Raw genomic sequence first — 18,553 nt, 5'->3', positions numbered from 1 at the left:
GCCGATCGTCTTACGTCGCCGGACAAGCCCGCCCATCGGTGTCCGCGACCACCAGCGCCTACACGATGATCACGTGCACCGGGGCCGGGGCGACGAAGTTCTCTACGTCGACCAACACTGATCTACCACGTTCGGCGGCACCCTGAACTGTGTAGCTAGGCTGAGCGGATGATCGCGCGGATGTGGCGAGGCCTTGTGCCCACTGAGAAGGTGGCCGAGTACGTCGAGATCGTCGAGCGGACCGGAATGTCCGGCTATCGACGTACGCCGGGGAACGAGGGAGCGCAGCTGCTCACGCGTGACCTCGGCGACGGCCGGACCGAGATCATCACGCTGAGCTGGTGGACCGACCTCGACCACATTCGCGCGTTCGCCGGCGAGGACATCGAGAAGGCGAAGTACTACCCCGAGGACGACGACTATCTCCTCGAGCGCGACTCGACAGTCAAACACTTCGAGGTCGCCCCGCCTGCTCCCTGACACCCAGGCGGGCGGGGCCGGACGGGAGCAGGTGCGGTGCGCCTGGATGTGGAGCCCTCCTTGCCACTGTGATCATGTGTCTGCTCGAGAAAGACCGCAGTCAGCGGTCCGCGTCGCTCACCTCTGTCCAGGGCGACTGAGAGTTCTTGTGTTCGACGCCGGCCCGGGATCGTCGGGCTGGGGAACGGCGTGGGTATGGCGCAACGGGTTCACCCCCCGACGACGTCATCAACACCTGGCCGCTCAACCGCCTGCGCGCGTTCGTGCGGCACACAACCTCGTACTGACGACGGCCTGGGAGATCACGTCGAGCGGTTGACCTCCTAGATGCGCCGGCGCATGGTGTGGCCGTGAGGGGTGATTACTGATGGCTGTATGCGAGGTATGCGGGAACGATTACGACAAGCCCATCGAGATCATGGCCGCCGGCTTCCTCCATGTGTTCGACTGCTTCGAGTGCGCCATCCACAAGATGGCTCCGGTCTGTGAGCACTGCGGCTGCAAGATCATCGGTCACGGCGTCGAGGTGAGCGGCCGATTCTACTGCTGCGCCCACTGCGCGACCCAAGCCGAGGGAGCCGCCGACCTCAAAGACCGAAGCGACGCAATCACCGCAGACTAGACCGACGAGTCTCCGCCAAGGATGAAGCCTGCGCCGGAGCACGGGCGACCACAAAGGGGTCCGCGGTTCTCCGCCCTTGCCGGGGTGCTGCGAGCGGACGAAACTAAAAGATTGCGACCACCCGGCCAGTGCTGACCAGTACCCCGGGCGCGCCGCGCAGAACGATCCATCTAGCCGAGGAGCGTCATGCGTAGGATCAACGTCGTCGCGACGGTCGCCGCGGCATTCGCAGCACTACTTCTCCCGGCGCTGGCCCAGGCCGCGCCGATCACACCCGGCGGCTCGACGGAAGTCACTGTCGGCAGCAATGACCAGCTCTTCTCGCAGAACAAGCAGAACGAGCCGGGTCTGGCCGTGAACCCGGTCAACCCCGCGATTCTCGCGGCGGGAGCCAACGACAACATCGACCTGGAGGCGTGTAACGCCGGCGATGACCGCACCTGCCCGTTCACCCCGGGCGTGGGCGTGTCCGGCATCCAGTTCTCGACCGACTCCGGCCGCACGTGGACGCAACCGACGTACACCGGCTTCTCGGCGCGCGTCACACCGTCCTGCCTCGGCGCACCAGACGTCGCGCCTGGCCAACCCCCGGCCGGGGACGCCGGCTGCGTGCCCGATCCCAACGGCCCGATCGGCACACTGCCCAACTACGACGTCAACGGCATGGTCTCCAACGGCGACCCGGAGTTGGTCTTCGGTCCCGTTCCCGACGCATCGGGGAACTTCTCCTGGGACAACGGGCAGCGGCTGTACTACGCGAACATCGCCACCAACTTCCCGGGCAATCCCGGCTTTGCCGGCGATGCGGCCATCGCGGTGTCTCGCACCGATGACCTGGCGGGCGCCATCGCCGGTGACAACGACGCCTGGATGGACCCGGTGGTCGTGACGAGGCAGAACCAGGCCCTCTTCAGCGACAAGGAACAGGTCTGGGCCGACAACGCCGAGAGCAGCCCGCACTTCGGCAACGCGTACGTCTGCAACGTCGGATTCCGCGGGTCCGCTGGATCCGAACCGGTGCTGTTCGCTCGTTCGACCGACGGCGGCGACACGTGGACCACGCGCCAACTGTCCGCGGCGACCAACAACAACCAGACCGGCGGACGGCAGGGCTGTGCCATCCGGACCGACAGCCAGGGCGTGGTCTACGTGGTGTGGATCGGCACCGACATCCGCACCCGTCAGGGCGTCTTCTTCCAGGCCCGGTCCTTCAACGGTGGCCAGAATTTCGAGCGACCCAGGGCCGTGGTCTCGGGGCTTGGCGGAATCGGGCAGTTCGACCCCGCGCAGGGCCGGTTCACCATCGATGGCATCGCCGGTGCGCGGACCAACACCTTCCCGTCGTTCGACATCGCCAACGGTGCGCCGACCGGTGAGGACGCCACCGACCAGATCCTGCTCACCTGGTCCGACGACAGTCTGGGAACCAACCTCGAGAAGGCATTTGTGGTGAGCTCGACCAACGGGGGCGGCACCTACTCGGCCAAGGTGGTGGTCAGCGAGGGCACCGACCGCGCCAACTTCCCGGCGGTGGCCATCTCCCCCGACGGCACCGACGCGTGGCTGGTCTACAACGCCTGGCTCGACCCGTGGCGCAACGACACGACCTCGGCGCGCCGGATGCTGGGCGTGGTCCGGCACGCCGACATCGCCGGCACGGGCACGATCGGCGCGTTCAGCACCGTCCTGCGCGGAGCCGTCGGAGACGGGCGCGCGTCCAGCGCCAACGGCCTGACCTCGGAGTTCCTCGGCGACTACAACTACGCCGTCGCCACCCGGGACTACGGCTCCGGCGTCTGGAACGACATGCGCAACGGAGCCGTTTGCCCCGCCATCAACACCTACCGGCAGGCGTTCGTCGAGGATGTCCTGGCAGGCACCACCGAACCCGTTGTCGGAGACGAGAAGGAGGACCAGGAGGCGGCAGCCGAGCTGCCGGCCACGCACTCCACGGAACTGCGACCGGGCCCGAACAACGACTGCCCGGCGACGTTCGGCAACTCCGACATCTTCGGCGGAACCTTCAGCGACGACTCCTGAGCGCTTTCGAGCCGTAGCCACCACAACCCGACGGCCGCCAAGGTGGGGCGGCCGTCGGTAGTGGCACTGCGGGTCCATGTGACCTCGAATGGGGTGGCGGATGAGCGCGCCGGCGCAACCGTCACCGCGTCGAACGAGCCGCGGCGGGTCTACTTGGTCAGTCTGGCTCGATGTCGGGACCAGAAGCCGCCGTTCCCGCTGGCGAGCTTCTCGTACGGCGGGATGGTATAGATCCGGATTCGGTTGTCCAGGAAGTCGGAGATGGCTAGCAGGCCGCCGTCGTCGCTGATGTCGAGCCCAGTGGTCTGGTTGCCGGCCACGATCGCGTCCAGTGGCCGTCCCGTCCCTGCGTCCAGTACGACCACCGAGCCCCATTCAGGGCCTGGGATGTAGTAGCTCTTCGGATTGTTTCGGCCGCGGCAGGCCGCATCGCGCCGCCGGTGCGGAGCAGGAGCTTCTGCATGCCGCTGCGAAGGTCGATCCTCGCGAGTTCGCCGTTGTCGTAGCCGGCGACATAGAGGCTTCGGCCGTCCGGCGACGGGTAGAGGCCGCGCGGAGTGTGCACGGTGGGGATGACTTTGCGCACCCGCCACGACGGTAGGTCGATGACCGACACGTCGTGGCTGATCCAGTTCGCGGCATACAGTGTGCGTTCGTCCGGCGACAGTGACAGTACTTTCGTCCAGTTGCCTTCGGCATCCACGCTGCGCCGCACTCTCCGGGAGGCGACGTCAACCTGCCAGACGGTGCCCGTCTCCATCTGCGACACGTACGCGGTCTTGCCGTCGCGGGTGAAGATCACTTCGACTGCGCCGCCGTGGCGGCCGAGCCGGATGTCTGCCAACTTGGCGCCGGATACGGCGTTGTGCACGGCGACGCCGTCGCCGCCGAGCAGCGTCACCCAGAGTTCCTTGCCGTCGGGCGTGAATGCGACCTGCTTGGGCGCGCGCCCGGTGGTGTAGCGGTTGACGGAGCGGACCAACTGGCCGACCGGGTCCTTGAACCGAGTGCTGGGTGGGACCGTCGGAGTCGGCGACGGTCGGGTGACGCTCGGCATCGGCGTACTCGCGGATGCCGTCGCGGGGGAGGTCCCGGCGCCGCTGGTGGGAGCAGTAGAACCGGGCGCCGAGGATGGGTCCGAGGCAGGACCTGAGCACCCGGCGGCGGTCAGCGCTGCAACCGTGCAGAGCATTGCGGGAATCCCGCTCAGCCTGCGCATCCAGCCAGCATAGTCGTCATTCCGGACCCGTCTGGTCAGCGACGACCCGGTCGAGGGTGTTGGCGCAGTTCAGACCACTCGGTCGGGCAGTGACCTGGCGGGCTATCTCTTCCGGTGAACCCGCCCCCTACGCGTCGACTTCGTCGACCACCGCACGAGGAGTAGGAGCCAACCGTCGACCGGGCGCCCAGCTACGGCCCGGCGAAGCTCCCTGCTGCGGAGCTGTGCCGGGTCGCTGGTAGAGGACGGCGGCAATCTTCGGGTCGTCGATGTTGGTCTTGTCGTACCAGAACAAGCCCGTGTCGATGACCTTCGGCACGCTCTCGCCGCGGATCACCTTCATCGCCGCGGCCACGGTCTGCTCGCCGATGCCGACCGGATTCTGCGTGATCGCTCCGGCCATGGAGCCGTCTGTGATCACCCGTGACTAGGCCGTGCAGGTGTCAGCAGTCGTTTGCCGGTGCCTGACCCGGGTACCGACGGTGCGGAAGCAGCCGTCTGCTGAGGGGCGGATAGCTGTGCTCTGGGAGCTGTCCTGGACCCTGGCACCACTCCATCAGTGAAGGCGCTGGAGGTGGGTCGGCAACGAACTCCAGCGCAGAGCGCCGTGCTTCCCGCGAGGGGGCCACGAGGAGCACTGGGAGCACTATGCGAGTTGTCATCACCGGCGCTAGTGGCAATGTTGGTAGCGCCTTGACCCGTCGCCTGCGAGCGGCCGGGGAGTACGACATCATCGCGGTGGCACGGCGGGTACCCGACCAAGCCGCGATGGGTAGGTCCCGGTGGGTGTCGATCGATCTGTCCAGCCGCGACTGCGAGAACCAGTTAAGACAGGTTGTCCGTGGCGCGGACGCGGAGGTGCATCTGGCCTGGGCATTCCAGCCCTCGCATCAAGTGCGTTACCTTGAGGCCGTCGGTGTCGGTGGGACGCAACGGGTCCTTGACGCGTGCACTTCGACGGGTGTCGGGCAGGTGGTGCACACGTCATCGGTCGGAGCCTACTCACCCGAACGCGACGTCTTGCGGGAAACCATCGAAGGGATGAGCCACGCCTCGGCCGGCTCCACCGCCGTACTGCGGCGACGTACCGTGACGAGTAAGTCGTCCGCGTTGCTCAGCCGAGGTCCCGTGAGTCACCGGCGCCAACCATGAACCGGGAAACAACGAGCCTGGCGGGCGCAGTCCGATGGCTCACGAACGCGCCGGCCCGCGGGTTCGCGTTGGCCTTCCGCTCACTGGCGCAGGTGCGGCATGCCCCCGCAGTGCATCCGCGCGGCGTCACCTTCGCCGCACGACTCATGGTCGACCACCCGACTCGCTTGATTCCTCAGGGCGACTACGTCACGACGGTGAGACTGTCGAAAGGCGCCGGAACACCAGGCCGATGGCCCGACGTCCTCGGCCTGGCCCTGCGATTCCATCTGCAGGAGCCGGCCGGACAATGTGACTTCTTGTTCTCCAGTGCCGGCGATGGTCCCTGGACTCGTTGGATTCCTATGCCCGCCGGGGATTGGGGCACCACCCGCTACGGGACTCTGGCCCCGTACGAATCAGCCGGCCGTTGGTGGTGGCTGATGCTGACACCGTCCAGTCCTCCCGTTGGGCACGCATCAATCCACGAACTGGAGAACTCCGCGCCGCCCAGCTTCACCCTGCACATCAGCGACGAAACTGCCGACTGGCACCAGATCGGCCGGCTGGGACTGCACAAACGCCTCGACGACAGCGGACTCGTCTTCGACCCAGTCCTGAATCACCCTCACGACGCCGTCCCGGCGCCGAGCTGGCTGCGCGAACTCCGCGAACGCGCCTACTCCGGCAGCCGGCAAGGACGCGATGCTCCTCCACCTGTTGCCTAACTTTGACCGCGGTCAGGCGCCGAGCACGTGCCCGATGGCCATCACGCCGTGTGGGTCGTAGGCGCGGATCGCGCTGCGCAGGCGCGCGAGGGTGGGCCCGTCGTAGGCGTGGACGTAGTCGTCCGCAGCGAACGTGAAGCTCGGCAGCCGGTGGCCGCCGATCTGCCGCACCTCGACGAGGACCTGCCGCGACGCCGGTCGGCGAGCTCGGGCCGGGTTCAAAGAAATGCCGGGTCTCTACGCAGCGATGAGAGACATAGGCGTGCGACAACGTCGTGCAGCTGTCGGGGGAGCGCGGCTGTAAGCACGAAGCCGAATGCCGTCACCGATTACATGCTTCCCTTTGGAGGTGGCGGCACAGGAGCCGGGGCCTCGTGGACGGTCTTCTGACCGTTAGCGTAAATGAGCAACAGCTCCCGCTGGATCGACCAAGTTCGGCAGGGCGTCGTCGAGGTCTACGAGAAGAACTCGAAGGGTTCGTCGATCCGCTCGCCTTCGAGGTACTTGCGAAGCAGACGGGGAAGCCTGCCCGGAAAGAAGCGCTGCATGCTGGTCTCGACGTCTGAGACCGTCCACCACCGGAAGCCACGAAAAGTTTCTCGTTCGTCCGTAAGTTGGTCCAGTTCTTGCACCGCGGGTGCCCGCTCGTGCAACTGCGCGGTAACCACTACTTCGTCCTGGAGACGGCGTGCGCCGGCGTGCTGGAACGTGCAGCGCCGGCGCCATGTGGGTGGTCCGATGTCTCGCCTCGCGACGGCGAGGCCGGTCTCTTCACGGAGTTCTCGGATCGCAGCATCGAAGTATGTCTCGCCAGGGTCGATCCCACCACCGGGCAACTCCCAGCACATGCCCTGCTCAGGATGCATCGGCTCGTGAACCCTCAGCAGCAGAATCCGGCCATCGGCGTCGAGAACTACGACACGCACAGCACTACGCTCGACCAAGGGCAAGTCACTTGGAATCTTCATCAGACTGCCAGTCGACAGCCGGGCGTGTTCATTTTCAACTTCACGATTTGAAGCAGACGGCAGCTAATCTGGCCCGATGAGCGGGTATGGGCAGTTCTGTGCGGTCGCACGAGCACTGGACGTGGTCGGTGAGCGGTGGACCCTGCTGATCGTGCGCGAAATGCTTTCAGGGCCGGTCACGTTCGGCGACATCCGTCGCGGCATCCCGCGCATCCCACCGGCCACGCTGAGCACCAGATTGCGCACCCTCCGCGCCGCCGGCCTCGTCGTCGTTTCCGATCGGCGCTACCAGCTCACCGACTCCGGGCTGAGCCTCGCTCTGGTCGTCCGTGAACTCGCCCGGTGGGGCATGACGACCGAGAGCGCCGCCTTGTCCGAAGACGACCTCGACACCGTGGCGCTCACCTGGGACATGCAACGCAGAGTCGATGTCGATGCCCTGCCCGAGGCGACTGTGGTCCTCGAGTTCGAGTTCACCGACCGACCGCCGAGCGACAGATACTTCTGGCTGCATCTGTCCAAGACGAATGTCAACCTGTGCCGACAGGACACCGGGGCACCGGTGGATCTCTGGCTCACGGCGCCGACCGCCGAGGTCACCCATTGGTGGCTCGGCGACCTGACCTGGTCACAGTTAGAGCAGCACCCTGAAGTCATTGTCCACGGCAACCGCGCCCTACAACGTCAGATGCATCGGTGGTTCCGTCGGTACGCGTTCGCCCGTAGCGCTCTCGCGCCGTCGCCATCTGCTTAGCAGAGCTAAGTGGCGAGCGGTTCACGTATTGAACTTGTCCAGTCGACAGTGGTGCCGAATATGTCCACGGCGAGGATCGAGACGTCGGCGTGGTCTGCCGTCGCGGCATTCGCGCTCACTTGCTCAGGTACTTCGTGCCGGAGTCACACATGACCGTGACGATCGTCGAGTTCGGGGGAAGCCGTTCGGCCAGGCGCAGGGCGACGAGGACGTTGGCTCCCGTCGACGTGCCCGCGAACAGCCCTTCCTCATGGGCGAGCCGCACCGCCATCGCCTTCGCCTCCGATGTGGACACCAGTTCGATCGCATCGGCCACTTCGTCGTACCACAGCGGTACGACGAAGCCGGCACCGACGCCGTCGATCTTGTGCGCGCCGGTCGGGCGCCCGGACAGTACTGCGGACTCGGCTGGTTCGATCGCGACCATGGCGATCGAGTCGTCGTACTTCCGCAACCTCTCGGCGTTGCCCCGCAGTGAGGCCGCGGTGCCGACGATCTGAACGAACGCATCCAGCTCGCCGTCAGCCTGGGCCCAGATCTCGTCGGCCATTGCGTGGTATGCACGCAGTTGGTCGGTGTTGTTGAGCTGGTCGGTCCAGAAGCCGCCGTTGTTATCGGCGAGGACCCTGGCGGCTTCGATCATGTCACGCGTGAGCTGCTCCGTCATGCGGCCCTGATCGCTGGCGATCGCATGCACCTCGGCCCCGAGCGCCCGCATGTGGGCGAGCTTCTCGGCCGCGAACGCGTCCGAGCTGACGATGTCGAGGCGGTATCCCTTGACAGCGCAGATCAGAGCCAATGAGACACCGGCGCTGCCACCGGTGTACTCGACCACGCGGCCACCGGGCTGCAGCCGGCCATCGGCTTCCGCGGCCTCGATCATTGCCAGCGCCATCCGATCCTTGATGCTTCCGGTTGGATTGCCGTCCTCCAGCTTGAGCAGGATCCGAGACCCGTTTCGCGGTCCGAGCCGTCGCAGCGGCACCAACGCGGTGTTGCCGATCCGATCCAGAACAGTACGAGGCACAGCAGTTGGCATGTCCATGCCCGCAAGTTTCGACCTGTGAGCAGGAACCCAATAGTTCAAAGTCTGAAGCAGACCTACCTGCTTCCTGTGATCGCGGACAGGGTCACGAACAGCCGCAGGACGAGTCGTCGCCACATACGCCGTCGGTGTCTACCGCAGTGGGTCCGGCCAGGTGCTGGCGAACCGGGGGAGCAGCGTGCTGTCTCGTATCGGTGGCGGACACACCTCGTACTACACCTCGGACTGTGCACGGAACGCGAGCGATCAATTCCTGCTCACCAAGTCCCCGCCGGCCCCTGTCTGCACCACCTAGCCTCTGCCGGTGTTAGGACCTCCACAGGGCGGGGGCCCGAGGGTCGGGGTGGTAGCCGCAATACGTGCCGGTGCGGATGGTGCGGCTGAGATGCTCGCCGAGCTGGGGATGGTGCTCAGTGATTCTGGTGATCGTCTGGCGGATGGCGCGTGTCACGCCGGCTCGAGCGCGCTCGGACGCGGATGATGCTCGTCGATCACGACCACCCAAACCAAACGCGCGTGCGAGTTCTCGAAGGAGGAAGTCGCGCTCGACCTCTGCCTGCGCGGCCTGCTCGGTGTCCCCGATGGTGCGCGCCTGTTCGAGGTCTTCGTCGATCTCGACGAGGCGTCGGCGGTAGGCGTCCCTTGCTCGTGCGTCCAGCATCTCGCCCGCGTCGCCGAGTGCCTGGCGCGGCATGCGGGCCCCTTGGCTGCTGTCGAGCTGTGCGCCGCTTTGGGTATTGGCGCCGACGAGATCCAGCACGTGGTATTCCCGGCCGGGGTCGGCGAGGAGCCGTGCGAGGTATTGCATGCCCTTGAGGTCGCGCAGGCGGACGGTCTCCGCGTCGAAGACCACCGTCCAGTAGTCACCTTCGCGACGAAAGACGTTGATGCTCCCGGTCGGCTCGTCGGGTGCGTCGTGGTGCGCGGTGTCATCTGCTGGGAGCACCGTGGGGGCGGCTTCGATTCCTTCGAGGATCGTGCGCGCCGCTTGGTGCTCCAAGACGGCCCGGTGCTCGCTTCCGCTGGCGCGATGGGCTTCGGCCAGGCCGATGCGCGCGACCGCCGCCTCGTAGGGGGCGCCGACTTCGTTCCAGAGTCGCAAGGCTTCGGAGAAGGACTGCTTCGCGCCCGTCGCGTCGCCGTCGGCGAGCCGCACCCTTCCTCGAGCGAGGGCGGCGCCGGCGGCCAGCGCCTTACTCTCGAATCGGCCGGCGACGAGTTCCAGTTCGTCGGCGGCCGATCGAGCCCGTTCGTGGTCTCCGGCTGCGATCTCGATCTCGACCTGCGCCTCGAGTAGCGGCGCGCGCTGCAGATCGGTATTCGGTGGTCGCTCCTTCGACGGCACTCGCAACGGGTGCTCGAGAGCGTCTCGGATGGCGGCCGCCGCCGTGGCCACGTCGCCTTGGGCCAGACGCACCAGCGCGAGTTCCGGTTGAGGGTCCCATCCGGCGCGATGAGCGGCCAGCAGGGCTTCCTCCGCGCCCACAATGTCTCGCCTGTGAAGTCGGATCCGTCCGAGCTCGTTCAGTGGCCACCCCAGCTCGCGCCGCAGGTAGGGGCGAAGTTCCTCGCAGGCCACAAGTGCCTGACTCTCAGCCTCGTTGCACGACCCGCGCAACCTGAGGATCTCGGCGCGGTGGACCCGGCAGCGACCGTGAAGGCTCCCGATGGCGTTCGTCTCGCACCACCGCTCCATCGCCTCGGTCCACTCCTCGGCCGCGTCGAACTGCGCGACGCCCTGCAGCGCGCAGACGAGTTCGCAGTACACGACGCCGGTCGAGAACGGATCGAGGTCCCCAGAGACCGTCGCCACCCCGGCTTCGTCGAGCAGCGCCAGTCCTTGCCGGACGTCGCCGTTCAAGATGAGCCCCCGTGCCTCTGCCACTCGCCCGATGGCAAGTGCCGCCGGGTCACACTTCGAACCGACGTCGATGGCGACCAGGGCCCACTGCCGAGCGCCGGAGATGTCACCAGTGAGCATCCGCTCATAGCTGCGGACGACCGCATACCACGCGTGCGCCGGCGTCTCCTCGCGACCTTCGAGAAGCCGCTCCGCTCGTGCCAACCAGCCGCGCACCGGCGCCATGAGCGCGGTGTCGAAGAGTAGGTGCATCGCGACGCGAACGGCCGCAGCTGCGGCCGCGACGCGGTCATCCGCCTGCATGCAGGCCGCGTGGGCGCGCTCCCACGCCTCGATAGTCACATCGAGATGGCCGGCCGCATAGGCGACCTCGCCAAGCACCGGTAGATCGGCGGGCGCCAGGAGGCCGTCCGCGTCCGCCTCCACGAGCAGGGAGAAGGCCTCCTGCCAATCGCCCCTGGCTTTCGCGTCACGAGCGCGTTCGATGAGACCGGGACCAGCACCGTCGGTCATCGCACGCCTCCCGAATTCGTGGCCGGTCGGAGTTCCGGGTCAGCCAGCGCCGATCGTAACCGTGAGGGTTACCGCCGTAACCGTCTTGCTCACGCATCCAGGGTGGGGACCACGAGCCCCGAGCCAACGCGGCAAACGAGGAGGACTCATGAGCAACGCTACCGCCACTTCGAAAGAGGAACCCATGTCCGTGAACATCAAGGACGTCCCGCGATCGGGAACCGTTCGCACGAACGGGCAGGAGCTGTACTACGAGATTCATGGAGACGGCCCCCCACTCATCCTGCTGATGGGGATCGGATACGACTCATCGCTGTGGACGCTTCAACAAGTCCCCGCTCTCTCCACCCAGTTCCGGGTCGTCCTCGTCGACAACCGCGACGCCGGCCGCAGCGCCCGAGCCGATCACCCGTACACCGTCGCGGACATGGCTGACGACCTGGCCGGTCTGCTCGACGCTCTCGCCATCCACCGCACTCACCTGCTGGGCTTGTCGATGGGAAGCATGATCGGAGTGGAGTTCGCGCTGCGGCATGCGGCTCGCCTGGACCGGCTGGTGCTCGCAGGTCCGAATGCGGCGCCCGCTCGGAGCGCCGTCGACCCGATCTCGATCTGGAACTGGGTCAAGGCCAACGACTCCACCGGAGAGGTGTTCGGCGGTCAGCAGTTCAGCTGGCTGTTCTCCTCGGCCTTCCTCCGCAACCAGCAGGCGGTGCAGGAGACGATGGCGATGCTGGCGAGCAATCCGAACCCGGTCGAGCCCAAGGCCTACGATCGCCAGGCTCAGGCCTACCTCCAGTTCGACGCCCTCGATCGACTCGGCGGCATCAAGGCCCCCACTCTGGTGATCGTCGGTGAGCAGGATCTGCTGACGCCGCCGTGGGTCGCGCGCGAGGTGGCCGACAGGATCCCCCGAGCCCGGCTCGAGATCGTCAACGGCGACGGTTCATCGCATCTGCTGCCGCTGGAGCGGCCGGACGACTTCAACCAGTTGGTGGTTGAGTTCCTGGCCGAATGACAACTCCCTACGTCATCTGTCAGCTCGGCGCCAACGAGAGATTCAGTCCGGTCAGGCCGCATCCGCGCGATCTCGGCATCCCAGTACCGTGATCATATTGTTGTCGGTAGCAACATGCTGGCCGGCACAAGCCATGCCAGTACGCGCACACGCAAAAGGCGACACGATCGCTCGTGCCGCCTTCGTCTGAAGCATTCGTTTCAGTGTCCGAGGGGGGACTTGAACCCCCACGCCCCGTAAAGGGCACTAGCACCTCAAGCTAGCGCGTCTGCCTATTCCGCCACCCGGACGAGTGGTGTCTGGCCCCTGGTGGCGCCGACCGGAGAACAGTAGCAAACCCCACGGGTGAAATTCACATCGGGGCGGGAGAGGATGGGGTAATGACTTCTGCGACTGTCAGTGACCGCCCGGACTACGGAGCTGATCGGGAGGTGGTGGAGCTTTGTAGTGAGTTGATCCGGTTCGACACCACCAACTACGGCAACGGGAAGAGCAACGGGGAGCGGGGCGCCGCGGAGTACGTGGCGGCGAAGCTGGACGAGGTCGGGATCGAGTCGACGATCTACGAGTCGGAGCCGGGGCGCGCGAGTCTCGTCGCCCACTGGGAAGGTGAAGACGAGGAAGCTGGCCCGTTGCTGGTGCACGGGCATCTTGACGTGGTGCCGGCGGATCCGAAGGACTGGAAGGTCGATCCGTTCGCGGGGGAGATCTTCGACGGGTGTGTCTGGGGTCGCGGCGCGGTGGACATGAAGGACTTCGACGCGATGGTGCTGTCGGTGGTCCGGGCCCGGCAGCGGGCGGGGGTGAAGCCGCGGCGGCCGGTGCGGCTGGTGTTCACAGCCGACGAGGAGGCCGGCGGCCTGTACGGCGCCCAGTGGCTGATCAAGAACCACCCGGAGACGGTGGCCGACTGCACCGAGGGGATCGGTGAGGTCGGCGGGTTCTCGCTCACGGTCAAGGACGATCTGCGGCTCTACCTGATCGAGACGGCCGAGAAGGGCATGAACTGGATGCGCCTGAAGGCCCGCGGTACGGCGGGTCACGGGTCGATGGTCAACAACGACAACGCGGTGACGAACCTGGTCGAGGCGGTCACCCGGATCGGGAACCACGAGTGGCCGCTGCGGGTGACACCGACCGTGCGAGAGTTCCTCAAGACCCTCGAGGACGTGCTCGGCACCGAGCTCGACCCCGACGACATGACGCAGACGCTGGGCAAGCTGGGCAGCTTCAGCCGGATGTTCGGGGCGACGATCCGCAACACCGCGAACCCGACGATGCTGAACGCCGGCTACAAGGTGAACGTGATCCCCGGCGACGCCGAGGCGCACGTCGACGGGCGGTTCCTGCCCGGCTACGAGGACGAGTTCTTCGCCACCATCGACGAGTTGCTCGGCGACAAGGTGCAGCGCGAGACGGTGATCGAGGACATCGCGCTCGAGACCGAGTACAGCGGTGATCTGGTCGAGGCGATGAAGGCCTGCCTGGCGGCGGAAGACCCCCAAAGCCGTACTGCGCCGTTGCTGATGTCGGGTGGCACCGACGCGAAGTCCTGGTCCCGCCTCGGCGTGCGCTGCTTCGGCTTCGTGCCGCTGCAACTCCCGCCGGACCTGGACTTCATGGGCATGTTCCACGGCATCGACGAGCGCGTCCCCACCGCCTCGCTGGAGTTCGGCTCCCGCGTCCTGGACCGCTTCTTCGACCAGGCCTGACCCGTACTCCGGCCCGCCCGCCGCGAGACTTCCCTTGCGGCGGGACAGGCAGGAAGTTGAAGATGGAATCATGGATCTTCAACTGGCTGGGCTTCGGGCGCTGGTGACGGGCGGGACCAAGGGGATCGGTCACGCGATCGTGGAGGCGCTGGCGGCGGAGGGTGCCGCGGTGGCGTTCTGCGCTCGGACCGAGGCTGACGTGACGGCCGCGGTCGACAAGCTGCGGGCCGACGGGGCGACGGCCAGCGGGAGAGCCCTCGATGTCGGCGACGGGGACGCGCTGACGCAGTGGGTGACGGACAGCGCGGCCGAGCTCGGTGGCGTGGACATCGTCGTGTCGAACGTCAGTGCGCTCGCGATCGGCGACAGCGAGGAGTTCTGGCAGCAGAGCTTCCAGGTGGACATGATGGGCGCGGTCCGCCTGGTCACCGCGGCGATGCCGTTCCTCGAGCAGAGCCAGGCCCCGTCGATCCTGACGGTCTCCAGCGTCTCCGGACGGGAGATCGACTTCGCCGCCGGCGCCTACGGGACCTTCAAGGCCGCCATCGTGCACTACACCCAGGGCCTCGCGTTTCAGCTTGCGGACAAGGGCATCCGGGCCAACTCGATCTCGCCCGGCAACACCTATTTCCCCGGCGGCGTCTGGGAGAACATCGAGCAGAACAACCCCGCGCTCTTCCAGGACGCGCTCGCGCTCAACCCGACGGGCAGGATGGCGCGCCCCGAGGAGATCGCCCGCGCCGCGGTCTTCCTGGCCAGCCCCGCGGCGAGCTTCGTCACCGGCGCCAACCTCGTGGTCGATGGCGCGCTCACCCGGGGCGTCCAGCTCTAGCCCGTACTGCGGTACGCCGGGCCGAGGTCGTTCGCCGTACCTACTTCAGCTGGCCACGAATGGCGCCTGCCGGGAACGGGGCGTTGTGCACGTTGACGTAGTACGCCTTCGGGTTCGCGCTGATCGCCGAGGCCAGCGCGGTGCTGATCGTGGTGCAGCCCGAGGTGTCCGGCCCCGGCACACCGTCTACGTCCAGTGAAATGACGATCGGCCCGGCGACGTTCCGTGCGCCGACGTGGATGTGCGCGGCGGTGGGCGTCACGATGTCCTGCCAACTGAGAGTCCAGCAGAACGTCGTCCCCTCGAGCGTGTACGTGAAGAAGCCGTGGCCGTCATCGTCGGCGGCCGCGGTCTCCTGGCCGCCGCTCAACGGAATGGCCGGCGCCGCGGACGCGGCCGGCACGGCGAAGGCGGAGATGCCCAGAAAGACGCTTGCCGCCATGGCAGTGGAACGCCTGTACATGATCCCTCCCGATGAAGTAGCTGTACTCGCTGTTCTACGCCGCGCAGGCCCTCAGCGCCATGGCTGAGTTCTCAACCAAATCAAGAACCGGTCATCTGGGGCGAGTCAGGTTCAGCGTCTGGCGGAGCTGGGGGAGCAGGTCCACGAGGCGGGTGGGCGGGGTGGTTCCGGTGACCAGGCTGAGCGTGAGCCGGTAGCGGAACGGCGCCGGAATCAGCCGTTCGCCCGGCGCGAGTTCGTGAGAGAGCGCGCTCCGGGGGATCAGGGCGAGCTGGGACCGACGGCGGGCCATGGCGACGGTGGTACCGAGGGTGACGCCGCGGCGGGCGTTGGCGCCGAGGGCGATCAGCCGGGCGCGGATCTCGTCGGCGCCGCGGTCGTAGGTCGAGAACGGGAGATCGCGCTCTCTGAGCGGGAACTTGCCGCTGCCGGGTGGTTCGACGCCGGCCGGTACGAAAAGGACCAGTTCGTCCCGGCCGACCGGGCGGGCGACGGTACCGCGGGGAAGCACCATCTGGTCGGCGATCGCGATGAAGGCGGCGTCCATGGTGCCCTCGGCAACCAGTGCTGCCAGCTGTTCGCCGTGGTCGACGTGTTGCTCGATGTCGACGTCGGAGAGCTCCGCGTCGAGCACCGGGAACAGGATCGGGGCGAGGCTGACGAAGGTGCCGACCACGAGACGCTTTCCGGCGGCGGCGGCCCGGGCTGCGTCGTACACCTCGTCGAGGTGGCTGAGGATGTGCTCGGCGCGGCGGGCCAGTTCCTGGCCGGCGGGTGTCGGGCGGGCGCCGCGGGTGTCGCGGGAGAACAGTCGGGTGTCGCAGCTGCGTTCGAGCCGGGCCAGGCGTTGGGAGGCCGAGGGCTGGGAGATCCGCAGTTCGCGGGCCGCGGTGCCGACCGAGCCGGTTCTGCTGATGGCCAGGACCAGGCGGAGATCCTCGACCGATGGTGATGAGACCATAGGTACAGCCTATGGGTTGCGGTTAGTTGCTGCCGGCTACCGGCTGAACGGAGTTGGACCGACGATCGAGGGTGTGAAGTCTCGTCGGGATGCGCTGTTTCTGCTGGCAGGTGGTGGTGCGGCGGATCTGGCGTTCCGGATCGCGCAGGTCGCGCTGCCGTTGGTGGTGTTGCAGGAGACGGGATCGGTGGCGGCGACCGGGTTGGCCGGTGGTGCCGCGGGAATCCCGGTCGTGCTGTCGCCTTGGTGGGCCAGGAAGGCTCGGCAGTGGGTTGACTCCGGGAGCCGATTGGCTGTGGTGGCGGCCGTGCAGGCGGTGGCTTTGGCGATGGTGCCGATGGCTGCTGCTCTTGGATGGCTGCACGCTGGGGTGCTGATCGCGAGCGGGCTGCTGCTGGGGTGTGGGGACGCGTTGTCGAATCCCGGTCGAAGCGCTCTGCTCGCCGACACCGGGGACCGGTGGGATCTCGAGGCAGGCGCTCGCCGGGAGCCGGGCGGCGGCAAGGCCACGCCGGCCGGCGGTGGGCGGCGAGGCGAGGAGCGGGAAGGCGGCGGGCGGCGAGGCGAGGAGCGGGAAGGCGGCCGGCGGCGAGGCGAGGAGCGGGAAGGGGGCGGGCGGCGAGCCGAGAGACGGGATCACGCGGTCGTGCTGCTGACATGGCAGGACGGGATCAGACGGGTGGGGATGGTGGTCGGACCGCCGATCGGGGCGTTGGCGGTAGCGGCCGCGTGGACAAACGCCTTGTTGTGGGTAGAAGCCGCGGCAGTACTGGCGGCCGGAATGCTCGCTGTCGGGATCATCGGCGAGCGGTCGACGACGACCACTGAGACGCCGTCCATCAGAGGCAGCCTGGTCGGCCGGAAAGACGTGCTCTACGGCTGGATCGCGCGTGGTACGGGCTGTCTGACCTGGTTCTCGTTCACGCTCGGGCTATCGGTGATCGGCGCCGAACGAGGCCAACCGGGCGTGTATCTCGCCGCCGGGATGTCCGGGTACGGCGTCGGTTCGGTGGTCGGCACGATGGCGTCCCTGGCGGTGATCCGGCGGGTGTCGCCGGTGCCGCTGGCGGCGATCTCCTGGACGCTGATGGGGTTGTGCTGGATCGGGATGGGTGTCTGGACCACGCCGGCCGCGATCGCCGTACTGGGGGCGCTGTCCGGGGTGACCGTGGTGATGGGGATCGGCGCGATCTCGATGCTGATCACGCGGTCGTCGGCGGGCGCGGAGCGGCGGGCGTTGCTCTCCGGGCAGTCGGTGGTCGTGAACGCGAGCAGTTCGGCCGGTCTGCTGATCGGCGGGCCGGTGATCGCGGCGGCCGGCGCCGAGTACACGCTGATCGGAGCCGGGGCGCTGACCAGCGTGGTCGCTCTCGGCGTGCTCCTGCAGCGGAATCGGGCTGCGCGGGAGAGCCCTCCCTGCGACACTGCGGGGCATGTCCGATCTCGTGATCACGACGCTCGCCGAGCGGCCTGAGTACCTCGACCCGATCCGTGAGTTCGACGGCGGCTGGCCGGAGTTCATGCTCCATGACCCGATCGGCAACTCGCTGCTGGGCCGGGTGAACGAGTTGTTCCCCGACCAGTGCCTGGTCGCGACCGAGGACGGCGAAGTGGTCGCGCACGGCCGCAGCATCCCCTTCGTGTTCCCCGACGAGTACCGCACCGAACTGCCGGCCGACGGCTGGGACAGGGTGCTGCAGTGGGGCATCGCGGACCACCGCAACGCCCGTACTGCGAACGTCTCCAGCGCCCTCGAGATCGTGATCAAGGACACCCATCTCGGCCGCGGCCTGTCTCACCAGATGCTGCGGGCGATGCGCGAGGCCGTTGCGGCGAAGGGGCACAAGACCCTCTTCGCGCCGGTCCGCCCGAACGGCAAGCAGGACGCAGAGCAACCGATGACGGAGTACATCGAGCAGGTCCGCGAGGACGGCCTTCCGGTGGATCCGTGGCTGCGGGTCCACGTCAAGGCCGGCGGCAGGATCGTCAAGGTCGCGCCGACCTCGATGGTGATGGCGGGCTCGCTTGACGCCTGGCGGGAGTGGACCGGCCTGCCGTTCGACCGGACCGGCGATGTGATCGTGCCGAAGGCGCTGGTCCCGGTGCACTGCGATGTCGAGCACGACCACGCCGTGTACGTCGAGCCGAACGTCTGGGTGCGGCACGACCTCTGACATACCCCAACTAATCGGGGTACCGGCCGAGG

The 18,553-nt window shown here is 67.3% G+C and carries 20 protein-coding genes and 1 tRNA gene; 12 read left to right on the top strand and 9 right to left on the bottom strand.

The window, feature by feature from the left end; genetic code table 11:
* Window positions 1–168 precede the first annotated feature (168 nt).
* The 3 genes from ABD255_RS14215 (at window position 169) to ABD255_RS14205 (ending at window position 3,142) form a co-directional block, all read left to right on the top strand.
* Window positions 169–480, top strand: a complete 312-nt coding sequence (locus ABD255_RS14215) for an antibiotic biosynthesis monooxygenase family protein (protein ID WP_344213789.1) — start codon at window positions 169–171, stop codon at window positions 478–480.
* Between the two features lie 367 nt (window positions 481–847).
* The gene (locus ABD255_RS14210) at window positions 848–1,102 is read left to right on the top strand and encodes a Prokaryotic metallothionein (RefSeq protein ID WP_344213787.1); all 255 of its coding nucleotides are present in this window, start codon (window positions 848–850) and stop codon (window positions 1,100–1,102) included.
* 186 nt (window positions 1,103–1,288) lie between these two features.
* On the top strand, window positions 1,289–3,142 hold the full coding sequence (locus tag ABD255_RS14205; RefSeq protein WP_344213785.1) for a hypothetical protein: 1,854 nt from the start codon (window positions 1,289–1,291) through the stop codon (window positions 3,140–3,142).
* Window positions 3,143–3,407: 265 nt separating this feature from the next.
* Here ABD255_RS14205 and ABD255_RS14200 read toward each other — a convergent pair whose 3' ends face one another.
* Together ABD255_RS14200 and ABD255_RS14195 are read right to left on the bottom strand one after the other, a co-directional pair.
* Window positions 3,408–4,361 (bottom strand): YncE family protein, encoded by a 954-nt coding sequence (locus ABD255_RS14200; RefSeq protein ID WP_344213783.1) that lies wholly within the window; start codon window positions 4,359–4,361, stop codon window positions 3,408–3,410.
* A 127-nt stretch (window positions 4,362–4,488) separates the two neighbouring features.
* Window positions 4,489–4,764, bottom strand: a complete 276-nt coding sequence (locus ABD255_RS14195) for a hypothetical protein (RefSeq protein WP_344213781.1) — start codon at window positions 4,762–4,764, stop codon at window positions 4,489–4,491.
* Between the two features lie 245 nt (window positions 4,765–5,009).
* Here ABD255_RS14195 and ABD255_RS43680 point away from each other — a divergent pair, with 245 nt between their 5' ends.
* On the top strand, window positions 5,010–5,513 hold the full coding sequence (locus ABD255_RS43680; protein ID WP_425554412.1) for an NAD-dependent epimerase/dehydratase family protein: 504 nt from the start codon (window positions 5,010–5,012) through the stop codon (window positions 5,511–5,513).
* A gap of 344 nt (window positions 5,514–5,857) precedes the next feature.
* Entirely contained in the window at window positions 5,858–6,220 is a 363-nt protein-coding gene (locus tag ABD255_RS14190) for a hypothetical protein (RefSeq protein WP_344213780.1), read from the top strand.
* A gap of 12 nt (window positions 6,221–6,232) precedes the next feature.
* On the opposite strand, the gene ABD255_RS14185 is transcribed toward ABD255_RS14190, so the two are convergent.
* A complete protein-coding gene (locus tag ABD255_RS14185; RefSeq protein ID WP_344213779.1) occupies window positions 6,233–6,442 on the bottom strand; it encodes a hypothetical protein in 210 nt (69 codons plus the stop codon).
* 233 nt (window positions 6,443–6,675) lie between these two features.
* Complete coding sequence (locus ABD255_RS14180) at window positions 6,676–7,146, bottom strand: NUDIX hydrolase (protein WP_344213778.1); 471 nt, start codon at window positions 7,144–7,146, stop codon at window positions 6,676–6,678.
* Window positions 7,147–7,264: 118 nt separating this feature from the next.
* Here ABD255_RS14180 and ABD255_RS14175 point away from each other — a divergent pair, with 118 nt between their 5' ends.
* Window positions 7,265–7,942 carry a winged helix-turn-helix transcriptional regulator gene (locus ABD255_RS14175; RefSeq protein WP_344213777.1) on the top strand — a complete coding sequence of 226 codons (678 nt, stop codon included), beginning with the start codon at window positions 7,265–7,267 and terminating at the stop codon, window positions 7,940–7,942.
* 115 nt (window positions 7,943–8,057) lie between these two features.
* Here the strand turns inward: ABD255_RS14175 and ABD255_RS14170 are convergent, their stop codons facing one another.
* Window positions 8,058–8,987, bottom strand: a complete 930-nt coding sequence (locus ABD255_RS14170; protein ID WP_344213775.1) for a PLP-dependent cysteine synthase family protein — start codon at window positions 8,985–8,987, stop codon at window positions 8,058–8,060.
* A gap of 154 nt (window positions 8,988–9,141) precedes the next feature.
* Between ABD255_RS14170 and ABD255_RS43675 the strand changes: the two genes are divergently transcribed.
* A complete protein-coding gene (locus ABD255_RS43675) occupies window positions 9,142–9,282 on the top strand; it encodes an alpha/beta hydrolase (RefSeq protein ID WP_425554411.1) in 141 nt (46 codons plus the stop codon).
* A 12-nt stretch (window positions 9,283–9,294) separates the two neighbouring features.
* Here the strand turns inward: ABD255_RS43675 and ABD255_RS14165 are convergent, their stop codons facing one another.
* A complete protein-coding gene (locus tag ABD255_RS14165) occupies window positions 9,295–11,361 on the bottom strand; it encodes an ATP-binding protein (RefSeq protein WP_344213772.1) in 2,067 nt (688 codons plus the stop codon).
* Between the two features lie 184 nt (window positions 11,362–11,545).
* On the opposite strand from ABD255_RS14165, the gene ABD255_RS14160 reads away from it, so the two are divergent.
* Window positions 11,546–12,379, top strand: a complete 834-nt coding sequence (locus ABD255_RS14160) for an alpha/beta fold hydrolase (RefSeq protein ID WP_344213770.1) — start codon at window positions 11,546–11,548, stop codon at window positions 12,377–12,379.
* Window positions 12,380–12,583: 204 nt separating this feature from the next.
* On the opposite strand, the gene ABD255_RS14155 is transcribed toward ABD255_RS14160, so the two are convergent.
* Window positions 12,584–12,669: transfer RNA gene (locus tag ABD255_RS14155), tRNA-Leu, on the bottom strand.
* Between the two features lie 90 nt (window positions 12,670–12,759).
* Here ABD255_RS14155 and ABD255_RS14150 point away from each other — a divergent pair.
* Together ABD255_RS14150 and ABD255_RS14145 are read left to right on the top strand one after the other, a co-directional pair.
* Window positions 12,760–14,091: a M20/M25/M40 family metallo-hydrolase gene (locus ABD255_RS14150; RefSeq protein ID WP_344213768.1), complete on the top strand. Its 1,332-nt coding sequence runs from the start codon at window positions 12,760–12,762 to the stop codon at window positions 14,089–14,091.
* A gap of 70 nt (window positions 14,092–14,161) precedes the next feature.
* Window positions 14,162–14,923 carry an SDR family NAD(P)-dependent oxidoreductase gene (locus ABD255_RS14145; RefSeq protein ID WP_344213766.1) on the top strand — a complete coding sequence of 254 codons (762 nt, stop codon included), beginning with the start codon at window positions 14,162–14,164 and terminating at the stop codon, window positions 14,921–14,923.
* A gap of 40 nt (window positions 14,924–14,963) precedes the next feature.
* Here ABD255_RS14145 and ABD255_RS14140 read toward each other — a convergent pair whose 3' ends face one another.
* Both ABD255_RS14140 and ABD255_RS14135 read right to left on the bottom strand, forming a co-directional pair.
* A complete protein-coding gene (locus ABD255_RS14140) occupies window positions 14,964–15,386 on the bottom strand; it encodes a CHRD domain-containing protein (protein ID WP_344213764.1) in 423 nt (140 codons plus the stop codon).
* Window positions 15,387–15,477: 91 nt separating this feature from the next.
* Window positions 15,478–16,347 (bottom strand): LysR family transcriptional regulator, encoded by an 870-nt coding sequence (locus ABD255_RS14135; RefSeq protein WP_344213762.1) that lies wholly within the window; start codon window positions 16,345–16,347, stop codon window positions 15,478–15,480.
* A 73-nt stretch (window positions 16,348–16,420) separates the two neighbouring features.
* On the opposite strand from ABD255_RS14135, the gene ABD255_RS14130 reads away from it, so the two are divergent.
* A complete protein-coding gene (locus ABD255_RS14130; protein WP_344213760.1) occupies window positions 16,421–17,821 on the top strand; it encodes an MFS transporter in 1,401 nt (466 codons plus the stop codon).
* On the top strand, window positions 17,781–18,521 hold the full coding sequence (locus ABD255_RS14125; RefSeq protein ID WP_344213758.1) for a GNAT family N-acetyltransferase: 741 nt from the start codon (window positions 17,781–17,783) through the stop codon (window positions 18,519–18,521). The genes ABD255_RS14130 and ABD255_RS14125 overlap by 41 nt, the downstream gene beginning before the upstream one ends.
* Window positions 18,522–18,553: the final 32 nt, after the last annotated feature.

The organism is Kribbella sancticallisti (assembly GCF_039530625.1).
In the GTDB taxonomy this organism is placed as follows: domain Bacteria; phylum Actinomycetota; class Actinomycetes; order Propionibacteriales; family Kribbellaceae; genus Kribbella; species Kribbella sancticallisti.
Note: the sequence above shows the minus strand (reverse complement) of the source record. Positions and strands in the feature narration are given on the sequence as shown.

What these genes read in the sequence shown, in the direction of transcription:
- ABD255_RS14215 (WP_344213789.1), top strand. Translation starts at nt 169, where the DNA reads ATGATCGCGCGGATGTGGCGAGGCCTTGTGCCCACTGAGAAGGTGGCC.
- ABD255_RS14210 (WP_344213787.1), top strand. Translation starts at nt 848, where the DNA reads ATGGCTGTATGCGAGGTATGCGGGAACGATTACGACAAGCCCATCGAG.
- ABD255_RS14205 (WP_344213785.1), top strand. Translation starts at nt 1,289, where the DNA reads ATGCGTAGGATCAACGTCGTCGCGACGGTCGCCGCGGCATTCGCAGCA.
- ABD255_RS14200 (WP_344213783.1), bottom strand. Translation starts at nt 4,361, where the DNA reads ATGCGCAGGCTGAGCGGGATTCCCGCAATGCTCTGCACGGTTGCAGCG.
- ABD255_RS14195 (WP_344213781.1), bottom strand. Translation starts at nt 4,764, where the DNA reads ATGGCCGGAGCGATCACGCAGAATCCGGTCGGCATCGGCGAGCAGACC.
- ABD255_RS43680 (WP_425554412.1), top strand. Translation starts at nt 5,010, where the DNA reads ATGCGAGTTGTCATCACCGGCGCTAGTGGCAATGTTGGTAGCGCCTTG.
- ABD255_RS14190 (WP_344213780.1), top strand. Translation starts at nt 5,858, where the DNA reads ATGCCCGCCGGGGATTGGGGCACCACCCGCTACGGGACTCTGGCCCCG.
- ABD255_RS14175 (WP_344213777.1), top strand. Translation starts at nt 7,265, where the DNA reads ATGAGCGGGTATGGGCAGTTCTGTGCGGTCGCACGAGCACTGGACGTG.
- ABD255_RS14170 (WP_344213775.1), bottom strand. Translation starts at nt 8,987, where the DNA reads ATGGACATGCCAACTGCTGTGCCTCGTACTGTTCTGGATCGGATCGGC.
- ABD255_RS14165 (WP_344213772.1), bottom strand. Translation starts at nt 11,361, where the DNA reads ATGACCGACGGTGCTGGTCCCGGTCTCATCGAACGCGCTCGTGACGCG.
- ABD255_RS14160 (WP_344213770.1), top strand. Translation starts at nt 11,546, where the DNA reads ATGTCCGTGAACATCAAGGACGTCCCGCGATCGGGAACCGTTCGCACG.
- ABD255_RS14150 (WP_344213768.1), top strand. Translation starts at nt 12,760, where the DNA reads ATGACTTCTGCGACTGTCAGTGACCGCCCGGACTACGGAGCTGATCGG.
- ABD255_RS14145 (WP_344213766.1), top strand. Translation starts at nt 14,162, where the DNA reads ATGGATCTTCAACTGGCTGGGCTTCGGGCGCTGGTGACGGGCGGGACC.
- ABD255_RS14140 (WP_344213764.1), bottom strand. Translation starts at nt 15,386, where the DNA reads ATGTACAGGCGTTCCACTGCCATGGCGGCAAGCGTCTTTCTGGGCATC.
- ABD255_RS14135 (WP_344213762.1), bottom strand. Translation starts at nt 16,347, where the DNA reads ATGGTCTCATCACCATCGGTCGAGGATCTCCGCCTGGTCCTGGCCATC.
- ABD255_RS14125 (WP_344213758.1), top strand. Translation starts at nt 17,781, where the DNA reads ATGTCCGATCTCGTGATCACGACGCTCGCCGAGCGGCCTGAGTACCTC.